The sequence below is a fragment of the Thauera sp. GDN1 genome (genome assembly GCF_029223545.1).
GTDB lineage: Bacteria > Pseudomonadota > Gammaproteobacteria > Burkholderiales > Rhodocyclaceae > Thauera.
In genome coordinates this window covers 503,871-517,921 of record NZ_CP097870.1, presented here as the reverse complement: position 1 = coordinate 517,921, position 14,051 = coordinate 503,871, and the positions used below count along the sequence as shown (strand labels likewise).

Annotated in this window: 15 protein-coding genes; 5 read left to right on the top strand and 10 right to left on the bottom strand. The window is 69.5% G+C overall.

What is annotated here, in order from left to right; all coding sequences use genetic code 11:
• Positions 1-6 precede the first annotated feature (6 nt).
• The 3 genes from CKCBHOJB_RS02265 to amt are packed head-to-tail and all read left to right on the top strand — an operon-like array spanning position 7 to position 2,426.
• Positions 7-714, top strand: a complete 708-nt coding sequence (locus CKCBHOJB_RS02265; RefSeq protein WP_281050419.1) for a TorF family putative porin — start codon at positions 7-9, stop codon at positions 712-714.
• A gap of 27 nt (positions 715-741) precedes the next feature.
• Positions 742-1,080 carry a P-II family nitrogen regulator gene (glnK, locus tag CKCBHOJB_RS02260; RefSeq protein ID WP_281050418.1) on the top strand — a complete coding sequence of 113 codons (339 nt, stop codon included), beginning with the start codon at positions 742-744 and terminating at the stop codon, positions 1,078-1,080.
• Between the two features lie 14 nt (positions 1,081-1,094).
• Positions 1,095-2,426: an ammonium transporter gene (amt, locus tag CKCBHOJB_RS02255; protein ID WP_281050417.1), complete on the top strand. Its 1,332-nt coding sequence runs from the start codon at positions 1,095-1,097 to the stop codon at positions 2,424-2,426.
• A 63-nt stretch (positions 2,427-2,489) separates the two neighbouring features.
• On the opposite strand, the gene CKCBHOJB_RS02250 is transcribed toward amt, so the two are convergent.
• A complete protein-coding gene (locus CKCBHOJB_RS02250) occupies positions 2,490-2,864 on the bottom strand; it encodes a cupin domain-containing protein (protein ID WP_281050416.1) in 375 nt (124 codons plus the stop codon).
• A 7-nt stretch (positions 2,865-2,871) separates the two neighbouring features.
• Positions 2,872-3,363, bottom strand: a complete 492-nt coding sequence (locus CKCBHOJB_RS02245) for a thioesterase family protein (protein WP_281050415.1) — start codon at positions 3,361-3,363, stop codon at positions 2,872-2,874.
• A gap of 179 nt (positions 3,364-3,542) precedes the next feature.
• On the opposite strand from CKCBHOJB_RS02245, the gene CKCBHOJB_RS02240 reads away from it, so the two are divergent.
• Complete coding sequence (locus CKCBHOJB_RS02240) at positions 3,543-4,316, top strand: DUF4239 domain-containing protein (protein WP_281050414.1); 774 nt, start codon at positions 3,543-3,545, stop codon at positions 4,314-4,316.
• Between the two features lie 36 nt (positions 4,317-4,352).
• On the opposite strand, the gene purU is transcribed toward CKCBHOJB_RS02240, so the two are convergent.
• The 3 genes from purU to CKCBHOJB_RS02225 form a co-directional block, all read right to left on the bottom strand.
• Positions 4,353-5,228 (bottom strand): formyltetrahydrofolate deformylase, encoded by an 876-nt coding sequence (gene purU / locus CKCBHOJB_RS02235; RefSeq protein WP_281050413.1) that lies wholly within the window; start codon positions 5,226-5,228, stop codon positions 4,353-4,355.
• A gap of 102 nt (positions 5,229-5,330) precedes the next feature.
• Complete coding sequence (thrH, locus tag CKCBHOJB_RS02230) at positions 5,331-5,942, bottom strand: bifunctional phosphoserine phosphatase/homoserine phosphotransferase ThrH (RefSeq protein ID WP_281050412.1); 612 nt, start codon at positions 5,940-5,942, stop codon at positions 5,331-5,333.
• Between the two features lie 145 nt (positions 5,943-6,087).
• Positions 6,088-8,019: an ATP-binding cassette domain-containing protein gene (locus CKCBHOJB_RS02225; RefSeq protein WP_281050411.1), complete on the bottom strand. Its 1,932-nt coding sequence runs from the start codon at positions 8,017-8,019 to the stop codon at positions 6,088-6,090.
• A 113-nt stretch (positions 8,020-8,132) separates the two neighbouring features.
• On the opposite strand from CKCBHOJB_RS02225, the gene CKCBHOJB_RS02220 reads away from it, so the two are divergent.
• Positions 8,133-8,822: a hypothetical protein gene (locus CKCBHOJB_RS02220; protein WP_281050410.1), complete on the top strand. Its 690-nt coding sequence runs from the start codon at positions 8,133-8,135 to the stop codon at positions 8,820-8,822.
• Between the two features lie 7 nt (positions 8,823-8,829).
• Here the strand turns inward: CKCBHOJB_RS02220 and CKCBHOJB_RS02215 are convergent, their stop codons facing one another.
• The 5 genes from CKCBHOJB_RS02215 to CKCBHOJB_RS02195 form a co-directional block, all read right to left on the bottom strand.
• Complete coding sequence (locus CKCBHOJB_RS02215) at positions 8,830-9,453, bottom strand: 2-hydroxychromene-2-carboxylate isomerase (RefSeq protein WP_281050409.1); 624 nt, start codon at positions 9,451-9,453, stop codon at positions 8,830-8,832.
• Positions 9,454-9,514: 61 nt separating this feature from the next.
• Positions 9,515-9,964 (bottom strand): dihydroneopterin aldolase, encoded by a 450-nt coding sequence (gene folB, locus CKCBHOJB_RS02210; RefSeq protein ID WP_281050408.1) that lies wholly within the window; start codon positions 9,962-9,964, stop codon positions 9,515-9,517.
• Between the two features lie 91 nt (positions 9,965-10,055).
• Positions 10,056-10,694 (bottom strand): sarcosine oxidase subunit gamma family protein, encoded by a 639-nt coding sequence (gene soxG, locus CKCBHOJB_RS02205; protein ID WP_281050407.1) that lies wholly within the window; start codon positions 10,692-10,694, stop codon positions 10,056-10,058.
• Positions 10,687-13,713, bottom strand: coding sequence for a sarcosine oxidase subunit alpha family protein (locus tag CKCBHOJB_RS02200; RefSeq protein ID WP_281050406.1), 3,027 nt, complete (start codon positions 13,711-13,713; stop codon positions 10,687-10,689). Before CKCBHOJB_RS02200 ends, soxG begins: the two co-directional genes overlap by 8 nt.
• Positions 13,710-14,045: a sarcosine oxidase subunit delta gene (locus CKCBHOJB_RS02195; RefSeq protein ID WP_281050405.1), complete on the bottom strand. Its 336-nt coding sequence runs from the start codon at positions 14,043-14,045 to the stop codon at positions 13,710-13,712. Before CKCBHOJB_RS02195 ends, CKCBHOJB_RS02200 begins: the two co-directional genes overlap by 4 nt.
• Positions 14,046-14,051: the final 6 nt, after the last annotated feature.

Here is a 14,051-nt window from a genome sequence, read left to right as displayed (position 1 = left end):
CAGACCATGACCAAGACCTCGATCACCGCCACGCTTGCCGCCCTTCTCGCCGCCCTGCCCTTTTCCGGCAGCGTCCACGCCGAGGACAGCCCCTTCTCCGCCAACGTCGGCCTCGTCTCCGACTACGCCTATCGCGGCTGGAGCCAGACCGACGAGCGCCCGGCGCTGCAGGGCGGTTTCGACTACGCCCATGAAAGCGGGCTCTACGCCGGCGTGTGGGGCTCGAACGTGTCCTGGCTGTCCGACGGCAACAGCGAGGTCAGCAACAGCCTCGAGCTCGACCTCTACGGCGGCTACAAGGGCACGGTCGGCGCCATCGGCTACGACGTCGGTCTGCTGCAGTACTACTACCCGGGCAGCTATCCCAAGCCCTACAACAGCCCGAACACGCTGGAAGGCTATCTCGGCCTGTCGTGGGAATTCCTGTCCTTCAAGTACTCGTACGCCTTCACCGACCTGTTCGGCTACGACAAGTCGGACGGCAGCCAGTACTACGACCTGGGCGCGGCGGTGGATGTCGGCTACGGCATCACCCTGTCCGCCCACGTCGGCTACAGCGACATCAAGGGCCAGGACGACTACACCGACTGGAAGCTCGGCCTCGCCAAGGAATACGGCGGCTTCAACTTCGGCCTGCACTACGTCGACACCGACGTGGACAACGCCGACCTCGCCGACGAGCGCGTGATCCTGTCGGTCAGCAAGTCCTTCTGACGCGCCCCCAGAGAACCGGAGAAAACCATGAAATTCATCGCCGCCATCATCAAGCCCTTCAAGCTCGACGAGGTCCGCGAGGCGCTCTCGGCCATCGGCGTGCAGGGCATCACCGTCACCGAGGTCAAGGGCTTCGGCCGCCAGAAGGGCCACACCGAGCTCTACCGCGGCGCCGAGTACGTCGTCGATTTCCTGCCCAAGGTGAAGGTCGAGGCCGCCATCCCCGACGACATCCTCGACCAGGCGATCGAGGCCATCGAGAAGTCCGCCGCCACCGGCAAGATCGGCGACGGCAAGATCTTCGTCTTCGAGCTGGAACAGGCCATCCGCATCCGCACCGGCGAGACCGGCACGGACGCGCTGTAAGGGAGCACCGGAAAATGAAAAAACTCTTCGCACTCCTGCCCGCGGTCGCCGTCGGTGGCGCGCTCGCCGGCGCATCGGGCGGCGCCTTCGCCCAGGAAGCGGCTGCCGCGGCGGTCGAGGTCAACAAGGGCGATGTGGCCTGGATCATGACCGCCACCCTGCTCGTGCTGATGATGGCCCTGCCCGGCCTGGCACTGTTCTACGGCGGCCTGGTGCGCGCCAAGAACATGCTGTCGGTGCTGATGCAGGTGATGACCGTGTTCTCGCTGAACGCGCTGCTGTTCGCCATCTACGGCTACAGCCTGGCCTTCACCGAGGCGAGTCCCTTCATCGGCTCGCTCGACAAGGTCTTCCTGTCCGGGGTGACGATCGAATCGCTCGCCGACACCTTCACCGAGACCGTGAAGCTGCCCGAGTTCGCCTTCATCGCCTTCCAGGCCACCTTCGCCGGCATCACCGGTGCGCTGATCGTCGGCGCCTTCGCCGAGCGCATGAAGTTCTCGGCGGTGCTGATCTTCTCGGTGATCTGGTTCACGCTGTGCTACCTGCCGATCTGCCACATGGTGTGGGGCCCGGGCGGCTACCTGCTGGAGGACGGCGCGCTCGACTTCGCCGGCGGCACGGTGGTGCACATCAACGCCGGCATCGCCGGCCTGGTGGGCGCCTACATGGTGGGCAAGCGCATCGGCTACGGTCGCGAATCGCTGGCGCCGCACAGCCTGACCCTGACCATGGTCGGCGCCTCGCTGCTGTGGGTGGGCTGGTTCGGCTTCAACGCCGGCTCCAACCTCGAGGCCACCTCTGGCGCCGCGCTCGCCTTCATCAACACCCTGGTCGCCACGGCCGCCGCGGTGCTGGCCTGGTCGCTGGGCGAGGCGCTGCTCAAGGGCAAGCCCTCGATGCTGGGTGCGGCCTCGGGTGCGGTCGCCGGCCTGGTGGCGATCACCCCGGCCTGCGGCTCGGTGGGCCCGATGGGCGCGATCGTGATCGGCACGCTGTCCGGCTTCATCTGCATCTGGGGCGTCAATGGGCTCAAGCACATGCTGGGTGCGGACGACGCGCTCGACGTGTTCGGCGTGCATGGCGTGGGCGGCATCGTCGGCGCGATCCTGACCGGCGTGTTCGCGGCCCCCGGCCTGGGCGGCACCGGCGCCGAGGACTTCTCGATCGCCTCGCAGGTGTGGATCCAGACCTGGAGCGTGATCGTGACCATCGTGTGGTCGGCCGTGGTCGCCTTCGTCGCCTACAAGGTCGCGGACCTGCTGGTCGGCCTGCGCGTGGCCGAAGAGGACGAGCGCCAGGGCCTCGACACCACCGCGCACGGCGAGACCGCCTACCGCTACTGAGCGTCCCTCGCCGGGGTCCGCCTCGGACCCCGAGCTTGCACGGCGCCCTTCGGGGCGCCGTTTTTACGTGGACGCGCCGGCGCGGCAATGCACCGCCAGCCACACCGCATCCTGCGACACCGATTCGACGCGATGCCGTCGGCGCGCCGGGATGCCGACCCAGTCCCCCGCCGTCAGCGCCATCGTCTCGCCGTCGGCGAACGCCAGCACGGCCTCGCCGCGCAGCAGCGCCACCCATTCGTCCTCGTCCTGGTCGTACCATTCGCCGGGCGGGGTGGCGTGGCCGTGCGAGACGATGCGCTCGACGCGGCAGCCGGGGTTGGCGAACAGGGTCTGGAAGATCTCACTGCCGGCGGGCGGCGGCAGGTCGGCGAGCAGGTTCGCGGCGGGCCGGGCGGCCGGGCGATCGCCGGCCGCAGCGTCATCGATCGGGCTCATCGGGCACTCACGACACGATGTAGGCCGCCGAAGCGGTGGCCAGCAGCTTGCCCTCGACGTCGAGGAAGCTCATCCGCGTCGACGCCACCCGCGAGCCCAGGCGCAGCACCTCGGCCTCGAGCAGGAAGCGCTCGCCGATGCCGGGACGCAGGTAGTCGACGCGCAGGTCGATGGTGCCGAGCTTGCCGAAGCGGTGCAGGCGCTGGAAGGGTGGCTCGTCGAGGTGGCGGGCGCCGATCGCCGCCATCACCGCGAGGCCGCCCATCGCGTCGAGGCAGGCGGAAATCACGCCGCCGTGGATGCGGTCATGCACGAAGTGGCCGACCAGCTCATGGCGCATGTCGAGGTGGCCATGCACGCGCTCGCCGCCGATGTCGTCGATCTTCAGGCCGAGCAGCGCATTGAAGGGGATCCTGTGCTCGAACAGCTCGCGCACGCCGGCGATGAACTCCGGCTCGAACTGCACCGGGCCCTGCGCCGGATCGGGGTGTCGGGTCATGTCGTCGTTCTCCCTTGCTGGAATGTTCGCGTGCGGCGGCGGGACGACCGCCCCTGCCCGTGCCGACGCACATGGTAACCATGCCCTCGCCCCGATTGGGGCGGTGCGGGACGGACCGCGGGCGGGCCGGGGGCCGGCGGATTGGTACACTGGGGCCTCGTCATCCCACGGAAGCCGCCATGCTCCTCGACTGGCAGATCCACGACCATTACGGACTCGCCCTGCTCGCCGTCCTCGGCACCCTCGTCGCCGTGCTGCTGCTCCAGTGGCTGATCCAGCGCTCGCCGTGGGCGGCGCGCCTGCAATCGCTGCAGGGCGTGGCGCCGCCCTTCATCAACATCGTCGGCGTGCTGTTCGGCCTCACCCTCGCATTCCTGGCCAACGACACCTGGAGCGCGCACGATCGCGCGATGAATGCGGTGTACCGCGAGGCCGACGCGCTGCGCAGCATCGCCGCCCTCGCCGACACCCTGCCCGCGCCCTTGCGCGAGCGGGTGCGCGGCGCGGTGGCCAACTACGCGCGCGGCAGCGCCGGGGAATGGTCGCAGCTCGCCCGCCGCGCCGAGAATCCGGAGGTGCCGGCCCGCGCCGACACGCTGCTGACGCTGCTGGCCGCGAGGGAGGTCGAGGACGGCGCCGGGCGCAACGCCCAGGCGCTGATGCTGAGCAAGGCCAGCGAGGCGCGTGCCGACCGCGACCTGCGCGTCGCACTCAGCCAGACCCATGTGAATCCGCTGAAGTGGCTGGGCATGGCCTTCCTCGGCTTCCTGACCCTGGTGTCGTGCGCTGCGGTGCATATCGAGCGTCCGCGTGCGGCCTTCGTCGCGGTGCTGCTGTTCGCGCTCGCGGCCGCGCCCACCGCGGCCATCGTGCTGGTCCAGGGCAATCCCTTCCAGCAGCCGAGCTCGGTCAGCCCGGCGCCGATCGAGGCGGTGGCGGCCCGCCTGCGCTGAGATTGAACGACACGGCGCAGGCAGGCGCGGCCCAGGTCAGCGGAACACCACCGTCTTGTTGCCGTGCACCAGCACGCGGTCCTCGAGGTGGTAGCGCAGGCCGCGGGCGAGCACGGTCTTCTCGATGTCCTTGCCGTAGCGCACCATGTCCTCGACCGCGTCGGAGTGGTCGATGCGGATCACGTCCTGCTCGATGATCGGGCCCTGGTCGAGGTCGGCGGTGACGTAGTGGCAGGTGGCGCCGATCAGCTTGACGCCCTTGGCATAGGCCTGGTGGTAGGGCCTGGCGCCGACGAAGCTGGGCAGGAAGCTGTGGTGGATGTTGATGATGCGGCCCGGATAGGCGGCACACAGCGCCGGCGACAGGATCTGCATGTAGCGCGCCAGCACCATGGTGTCGCCGCGCACTTCCTCGAAGATGCGCCGCACCTCGGCGTAGGCGCTGGCCTTGTTGTCGGCGCCGACCGGCACGTGGTGGAAGGGGATGCCGTGCCACTCGACGAAGCCGCGGAAGGTGTCGTGGTTGGAGATCACGCACGGGATCTCGATGTCGAGCTCCTTCGACTGCCAGCGCGCGAGCAGGTCGTACAGGCAGTGCTCCTGCTTGCTCACCAGCACGACCACGCGCTTCTTGACCGCGGAGTCGGTGATCTTCCAGTCCATCTCCAGCTCCTCGGCGAGCGGACGGAATCTTTCACGGAACTCGGCGAGGTGGAAGGGCAGCGAATCGGCCCTGATCTCGATGCGCATGAAGTAGCGGCCGACTTCGCCCGCCTCGAGCGGCGGCTCGGCGTGCAGCGAGGTCTCGAGGATCCAGCCCGCGTGCTCGGCGATGAAGCCGGAGACCTTGGCGACGATGCCGACGCGGTCGGGGCAGGAGGCGGACAGGGTGTAGAAGCGTTCGCGATGCATGAGGGGGTACTGCCGATGTTCGTTGGAGAGGCCGAGCCTCCTGGGGGGCGGCGAGCGCAGCGAGCGGGGGCCGTGCAACTCGCCGAACGGCTTGTGCCGGAGTCAGGCGACTTTGGCAAAAGCCTTGTCGATCTCGGCACGCAGGCTTGCGTAGTCGCGCACCACCGGGAACTGCGGGAACTCGCGCACCACGTTCTCGGGCGGATGGAACAGGATGCCGCCGTGGGCCTCGCCCAGCATCGCGGTGTCGTTGTAGGAATCGCCCGCGGCCACGACCTTGAAGTTGAGTTCCTTGAAGCGCTTGACCGCCTCGCGCTTCTGGTCGGGCATGCGCAGGTGGTAGTTCACCAGGATGCCCTCGGCGTTGGCCTCCAGGCTGTGGCAGAACAGGGTCGGCAGGCCGAGCTGCTTCATCAGCGGCTTGGCGAACTCGTAGAAGGTGTCGGACAGGATCACCACCTGGTAGGCGTCGCGCAATTCGTCGAGGAATTCGCGCGCGCCCTCCATCGGCCCCATGCTGGCGATGACCTCCTGGATGTCGGGCAGGCCGAGCTTCTTCTGCGCCAGGATGTCCAGGCGGTACTTCATCAGGGTGTCGTAGTTCGGCTCGTCGCGGGTGGTGCGGCGCAGCTCCGGGATGCCGGTGCGCTCGGCGAATTCGATCCAGATTTCGGGGACCAGCACACCTTCGAGGTCGAGACAGACGATACGCACCGCGAGCTCCTGAGGGCAGATTCGGAAAGCCGCGATTCTAGCAGCCCACGGCCGGCCGGACGGGGTCGCGGCGAGGACGGCGCGGTGATGCGCGCGTACCGGGGCCGGTCCGTACACGCGCCGGACCCGATGCTCTGCGCCCGGATCACTCGACCGGAATCGCCTCCAGCGCCTCGTGCAGCTCCAGCCAGCGCAGCTCGGCCTCCTCGATGCGCTCGGCGAGCTCGGCCTGGCGCTTGTTGAGCGCCGGCACCTCGCCCGCCTGCGGCCCGGTGTACAGCGCCGGGTCGGCGAGCTTCGCGTCGATCTCGCCCTTCTCCTTGTTCCACGCCGCCAGGCGCTTGTCGATCTGCTCGATCTCCTTCACCAGCGGCCGGCGGGCGGCCAGGCGCGCCTGGCGGTCGGCGGCGGCCTGGGCACGATCGGCCTTGCGTGCGGCCTTGTCCGCCACCTGGTCGGGGCAGGCCGCGGCGGCCGCGACTTCGGCGCGCCGGCTGGCGAGCCAGTCGCGGTAGTCGTCGAGGTCGCCGTCGAAGGGCTGGATGCGCCCGCCGTCGACCAGCAGGAAGCGGTCGCAGGTGGCGCGCAGCAGCGCGCGGTCGTGCGACACCAGCACCATCGCGCCCTCGTAGTCCTGCAGCGCCATGGTCAGCGCGTGGCGCATCTCGAGGTCGAGGTGGTTGGTGGGCTCGTCGAGCAGCAGGAGGTTGGGGCGCTGCCAGATCAGCAGCGCCAGCGCCAGGCGCGACTTCTCGCCGCCCGAGAACGGGCCGCAGGGGGTGGTCGCCGGGGTGGAGGTGCCGCCCACGCCGTCGCCGCGGAAGTCGAAGCCGCCGAGATAGTCGCGCAGCTCCTGCTCGCGCGTCTGCGGGTCGAGGCGGACCATGTGCTGCAGCGCGGACTCGTCCGGGCGCAGGGTTTCCAGCTGGTGCTGGGCGAAGTAGCCGGTGGCCAGGCCCTTGCCTTCCAGGCGGCGGCCGCTGGCCAGCTGCAGCTCGTGCGCGAGCAGCTTGATCAGCGTCGACTTGCCGGCGCCGTTGCGCCCGAGCAGGCCGACGCGCTCGCCCGGGCGCAGGGTCAGCGTGATGCGTTCCAGCACCGTCTTGTCGCCGTAGCCCACCGCACCGTCCTCGATCTGCAGCAGCGGATCGGGCGCCGGCGGCGCGTCGCGGAAGGCGAAGCTGAAGGGCGTGTCGACGTGCGCCGCGGCGATGCGCTCCATGCGCTCGAGCGCCTTGATCCGGCTCTGCGCCTGGCGCGCCTTGGTGGCCTTGGCGCGGAAGCGGCGGATGTAGTCTTCCATGTGCGCGATGTCGCGCTGCTGCTTGTCGAACATCGCCTGCTGCTGCAACAGGCGCTCGCCGCGCTGGCGCTCGAAGTCGGAATAGCCGCCGGTGTATAGGCCGAGCTTCTGCTGCTCGATGTGGGCGATGTGGGTCACGCAGGCGTCGAGGAACTCGCGGTCGTGCGAGATCAGCAGCAAGGTGCCGCGGTAGTCGCGCAGCCAGGCCTCGAGCCAGATCACCGCGTCGAGATCGAGGTGGTTGGTGGGCTCGTCGAGCAGCAGCAGGTCGGAACGGCACATCAGCGCCTGCGCCAGGTTCAGGCGCATCCGCCAGCCGCCCGAGAAGTCCGAGACCGGGCGTTCGATGTCGGCGGGCAGGAAGCCGAGACCGTCGAGCAGCGCCGCCGCGCGCGCGCGCGCCGCATAGCCACCGATCTCGTGCAGGCGGGCGTGGAGCTCTCCGATATGCGAGCCGTCGTGGGCCGCCTCGGCCGCGGCCAGCTCGGCCTCGATGCGGCGCAGCTCGGCGTCGCCGTCGAGCACGTAGTCGATCGCCGGCTGCGGCAGGCCGGGGGTCTCCTGCGCGACGTGGGCGATCACCCAGCCGGGCGGCATGTCGAGGTCGCCCTGATCGGGGTGGAGCTGGTCGCGCAGCATGGCGAAGAGGCTGGACTTGCCGCTGCCGTTGGCGCCGGTGAGGCCTACCTTCCAGCCGGGATGGATCTGCAGCGTGGCGGCCTCGATGAGGACCTTGGCGCCGCGTGCGAGGCGCAGATTGCGAAGACTGATCACGAACGGATACACGGCCTCGGGGCCGCGGACGGTTGCAAAGGCGCTATTCTACGCGCCAGCCCGATCGAAGCCGGAACGCAGGTTCCGGAAACCCGAATCCAGAAAGCGCTCGCATGATCCGTCTCCGCCCGCCGTCTTCAGCCATTGCACGCCGTTCCGTCGCAGCCGGCCTGTTCGCTGCCCTGCTCGCCACCGCCGCCCTGCCCGCCCACGCCCAGACGCCGGACGAGGCCGCCCGCGCCGCCGAGCGCGCCCGCGCCGCGGCGCTCGAAGCCGAGGGCAAGGCCCTGCGCGCCGAGGCCGAAGCCACCTACCAGGCCACCGTGCCCGGCTGCTACGAGCGCTTCCTGGTCAACCGCTGCATCGACCAGGCCAAGAAGCAGCGCCTGGAGACGATCCAGCGCGCCCGCGCCGTGGAAGCCGAGGCCCGCCGCATCACGCTCGCCGAGCGCCAGCGCGTGGCGACCGAAGCCGGCGCCCGCGCCGCCGCGCCGCTGACACCGGCCGCACCCGGCGCGCTGCCGGCCATGCCGGCGACGACGGCCCCCGCCCCCGGCGCGGACACCCGCATCGTGCCCGCCCCCGAAGCCGAGCGCATCCGCGCCGAGCGCGAAGCCGCCAGCCGCGCGGCCGAAGCCGAGGCCGCACGCGCCCGTGCCGCGGCCGACGCGGAACGCGCCGCCGAACGCCGCGCGGCCGAGGAAGCCGCCGCGCGCCGCGCGCAGCAGGCCGCCGAAGACCGCGCGCGCTACGAGGAGCGCATCCGCAAGTACGAGGAAGAGCAGGCGCAGAAGAAGAAGTAGCGCAGGCTCAGCCCGCCACGCCTACGGGCAGGCCGGGCTGCTTCGCCCACGCGAGCGCATCGTCGAGGCGGTCGTTGCCCCAGAACAGCTCCTCGCCGACACGGAAGCTCGGCGCGCCGAACAGCCCGAGTTCGGCCGCGCGTTCGGTCTGGCTGCGCAGCGCGAGCTTGTTGGCGTCGGCCTGCGCCCGCGCCAGCAGCTCGCCCGCCGGCAGCGACAGCGTGCTCAGGATGTCCTCGATCACCGCCGCCTCGCCGATCTCCCGATCCTCGGCGAAATTGGCCGTCATCACCGCACGCGCGAAGGGCGCCACCCAACCGTCCTCGACCCCGATCAGCGCCACCCGCGCGGCAAGCAGGCCGTTGCGCGGGAAACGGGTCGGCCGCCGGAAAGGCAAGCCCTCGCGCGCACACAGGCGCTCGAGGTCGCGCCACATGTAGCGCCCCTTGGGCGGGTAGATGTTGAACGGCGAATCGTTCCAGCCCAGCGCCAGGAACACCGGCCCGAGCAGGAAGGGCTTCCACGCCACCTCCACGCCGGCCGCCTGCGCCGCGCGCTCGATGCGCATCACCGACAGGTAGGAATAGGTGCTGGCGAACTCGAACCAGAACTCGACGACGGGACGGGACATGGCGACGCTCCTCGTGGCACTGGAGTACCACTATAGTCCAGCGGCCCGGCCATTGGCCTGATCAGGCCGCGCGCACCGCGTCGCGGGCACGACGGCGGATCGAGACGCCCACCTGGTCGGTGCCCTCCAGGATCCCGGGCTTGCTGATGTTCACCGCAACACCGTTGAGCGCGAAATCGTTGATCAAGGTGTCGGCAAGATCCTGTGCGAACGCCTCCAGCAGCAATCGCCGGTTGAACAGCGCCAGCCGGTGCACGGCGGCCACGACGGCGGCGTAATCGACCGCGTCGCCCAGGTCGTCGGTGTGGCAGCAACGCGAACCGTCGAGTTCGAGCTCGAGGTCGATCAGCAGCGGCTGGCGCTGCTGGCGCTCGTACTCGTACACGCCAATCAGGGCGTCAACGCGCAAGCCGCGAACGAAGATGCGGTCGTCTCCCACCGTGCGCGAGCGCCCAGCGTCCGTCGCACACACGGCAATGCGTTCGAGAAACTCGATCGATCCGGTATTCATGCAGGGTCTCCTCGGCCAGTCAGTGCCGAGTTGAAGGTTGTTCGGTGACCGGCACGGCCGGGGCGATCAATTCCACCCCGGCCCGAGCCGATCAGCGCGCGACGTAGACGCCGAACTCCTCGCTGGCGTCGAGCAGCCAGCGGTACAGGTAGTCGGCGAAGCTGCGGCGGATGATCAGCTCCCACTGCGTGTCGCCGGTGCGCCGGATCACCGCCGTGCTCTTGGCAAGCGTCGTGCTGATCCCCTTGCCGACCGGGAAGCTGCTCGGATGGAAGTCGTAACCCGCCGACTTCATCAGCACCTGGCGGGCGTCCGGGCCGCTCAGCTCGAGCAGGGTCTGCGCGCCGCTGACGGTGATCACCGCATAGTGCCCGCTCAGCGCGCCGCGCAGGCTCAGCTCGGTGGCGTGGTCCTGGCCCTCGGGCACGACCACGAGCCACTCGTCGGGCGACATCCACTGCACGCTGACGCCGCGCCCATCGTCGCGGGACACCGTCCCCATCTTCAGCGGCAGCGGCACGCCGAGCGCAAGCTCGACCCCGGCGCGGAAGGCCTCGTCCGCGGCATTGCCACGCAGGATCAGATGACCCAGCAGGGCGCGCTCGCGGATGCACACCCCCGCGCCCTGCGCAGAAGCCTGCACGGCCACGCCGACTCGGTTGAAAGCGAGCGGAGACTCGGCCCGGACTGCCACCGTCGGGTGGGCATTGAAAGTTGCGACCTCAGACATGATGACGGGCTCCTTGGGGATCGTAGAACACGGGGCTGACCACTTCGGCGGCATGTACCTTGCCGTCCGCCATCGGCAGATAGACGGTCTGGCCGATGCGCTGGCTGCCGCCCTTCAACAGGGCGAGCGCAAAGCCGTGGCCCAGGATGGGACTGAAATAGCTCGAGGTGACGTGGCCGACCATCGGCATCGGGATCCTGATTTCCTTCTCGAGCACGATCTGGGCGCCTTCCTGCAACACCAGCTCGGGATCGAGCGGCTTGAGGCCGACGAGCTGCTTGCGGTCGTCACGCTTGGTGTCAGGTCGGGTCAGCGCACGCCGGCCGATCCACGAGTAGGGCTTCTTGTAGCCCACGCACCACTGCATGCCGAGGTCTTCCGGCGTCACCGAACCATCGGTCTCCTGGCCGATGATGATGAAGCCCTTCTCCGCGCGCAGCACGTGCATGGTCTCGGTGCCGTAAGGCGTCAGGTCGTACTTGGCGCCCTTCTCGAACAGCGCCTTCCACACGTGCATCGCGTAGTTGGCCTGGACGTTGATCTCGAACGACAGCTCGCCGGTGAAGGAGATGCGGAAGATTCGCGCCGGAACGCCGGCGACCTTCGCTTCGCGCCAGTCCATGTAGCCGAAGGCCTCGGCCGAGACGTCGATGTCGGCCAGCTCGGCGAGCAGCAGGCGCGCCTTCGGCCCGGTCACCGTCATCGCCGCCCAGTGGTCGGTGGTGGAGTTGAAGTACACCTCGAGATCCGGCCACTCGGTCTGGTGCCACATCTCCATCCAGTCCAGCACGCCTGCGGCGCCGCCGGTGGTGGTGGTCATGTGGAAGTGGTTCTCGGCCAGGCAGGCGGTCACGCCGTCGTCCATCACCATGCCGTCGTCCTTGCACATGAGGCCGTAGCGGCACTTGCCCGGCTCGAGCTTGGTCCAGGCGTTGGTGTAGAGGCGGTTGAGGAACTCGCGCGCGTCCTTGCCCTGGATCTCGATCTTGCCCAGTGTCGAGGCGTCGAGGATGCCCACGCCCTCGCGCACGGCGCGGCATTCGCGCTGCACGGCCTCGTGCATCGACTCGTTGCCGCGCGGGAAGTACCACGGGCGCATCCACTGGCCCACCTCCTCGAACTTCGCGCCACGCTCCACGTGCCAGCCGTGCAGGGCGGTGTAGCGGCGCGGGTCGAAGAACTCGTTGCAGTGGCGGCCGGCGATCGCACCGAAGGTGATCGGGGTGTAGTTCGGACGGAACACCGTCGTGCCGACTTCCGGAATCGACTGCCGGGTGACGCGCGCGGCGATCGCCATGCCGTTGATGTTGCCGAGCTTGCCCTGGTCGGTGCCGAAGCCCAGGCCGGTGTAGCGCTTGACGTGCTCGATCGACTCGAAGCCCTCGCGGGTGGCCAGCTCGATGCCAGAGGCGGTGACGTCGTTCTGCTGATCGACGAACTGCTTGGGCGCACGCATTGCCGGCTTGGTGTGCGGCACCTGGTACAGCGCCACCGGCTTGCCCTCGCGCACCGGGGCCACCGTCGGCAGCGTGAAGGTGCTGGCGGTCAGGCCGGTCTCGGCCGCCGCACGCACACCGACCTCGAAGCCGTCGGCGATCGCGTCGCGCAGCGTCCAGCGACCATTGACGCCGCCGGCCGGGATCTGACCGGGCACGCCGCCGGAGACGAAGCCGAGCAGGTCCTCGCGCCAAACCGGGCGGCGGCCGGTGTGAGCGGCCAGATGCACCACCGGGCTGTAGCCGCCGGAGCTGGCGATGGTGTCGCACGCCAGCTCGCTGGTGCTGCCCTTGACGCGGAAGCCGTCGATGTCGATCGCGGCCACGACCGCTGCGCTCACGCGCTTCTTGCCCTGCGCCTCGATGACGGCGCTGCCGGTGATGATGCGGATGTTGCGCGAACGTGCGGCGGCGACCAGGTCGCCATCCGGCCGTTCGCGGGCATCGACGATCGCCACCACCTGGCGGCCGGCGTCGTGCCAGTCGAGCGCTGCGCGGTAGGCGTGGTCGTTGGTCGTGCTCAACACCAGACGCTGGCCGGGCACGACGCCATAGCGGCGGACGTAGGTCGACACCGCCCCCGCGACCAGGTTGCCGGGCACGTCGTTGCGGGCATACACCAGCGGGCGCTCGTGCGTGCCGGTGGCGAGCACGACGCGGCCGGCACGCACCTTGTGCATGCGCGCCCGCGCCTGGCGACGGCCGGCGGCAGCCGGCGCCAGGTCGGCCAGATGTTCGGTGCGGCGCTCGTGCAGGGTGACGAAATTGTGGTCGTGATAGCCGTTGGCGGTGGTGCGCGGCAGGAGCAGGACGTCGGGCAACGCGGCCAGCTCTGCGATGATCGTGCCCACCCATTCGGCAGCAGGCTTGCCATCGATCAGCTCACGGCTGTCGAGCAGCGAACCGCCCATCTCCTCCTGCTCGTCGCACAGGATCACGCGCGCCCCGCTGCGTGCCGCGGCGAGCGCGGCGGCCAGGCCGGCGGGGCCGGCACCGACGACCAGCACGTCGCAATGGTGGTGCATGTGGTCGTAGATGTCGGGATCGGTCTCGACCGGGCTGCGCCCCAGGCCGGCGGCCTTGCGGATGTACTGCTCGTACTTCGGCCACGCCGAGGCCGGCGACATGAAGGTCTTGTAGTAGAAGCCCGGCGGCATGAACTGGCCGCCGAGCTGGCCGAGCACGCCCATGACGTCACGATTGACGTTCGGCCAGCCATTGGTGCTCTTGGCGACCAGGCCGTCGTAGAGGGCCTGCTGGGTGGCACGAACGTTCGGGACCTGGCCGGCTTCGGTGGCGCCGAGCTGGACGATGGCGTTCGGCTCGTCGGCACCGGCCGTCACCACACCGCGCGGACGGGCGTACTTGAAGCTGCGGTTCAGCACGTCGACGCCGTTGGCGAGCAGCGCCGAGGCCAGGGTGTCGCCGGCGTAGCCCTGGTAGCCGACGCCGTTGAAGGTGAAACGCAGCGGGCGCTTGCGGTCGATGCGGCCGCCGGTGGCGAGACGGTTGCGTTGGCTCATTTTGCCGCTCCCTGGTTGGAGGCCTGTGCGGAGGCCTTGGCCTTGCGCGACTCGGCGGTGATCGCCGGTTGCTGGCCAGGCTTGTAGGTTTCGAGGATCTCGTAGGTGACGGTGTCGCGCGTGGCGTTGAAGAACTTGCGGCAGCCGGCGGCATGGAACCACTGTTCGTGGTGCAGCCCGCGCGGGTTCTTGCGGAAGAACAGGTAATCGCCCCAGTCCTCGTCACTGGTGTTCTCGGGATCGGCCGGGCGCGCGATATGCGCCTCGCCCTTGGGCCGGAACTCCTCTTCCTCGCGATACTCTTCGCAATGCGGGCAGTAGATGTGCAGCATGGTGTC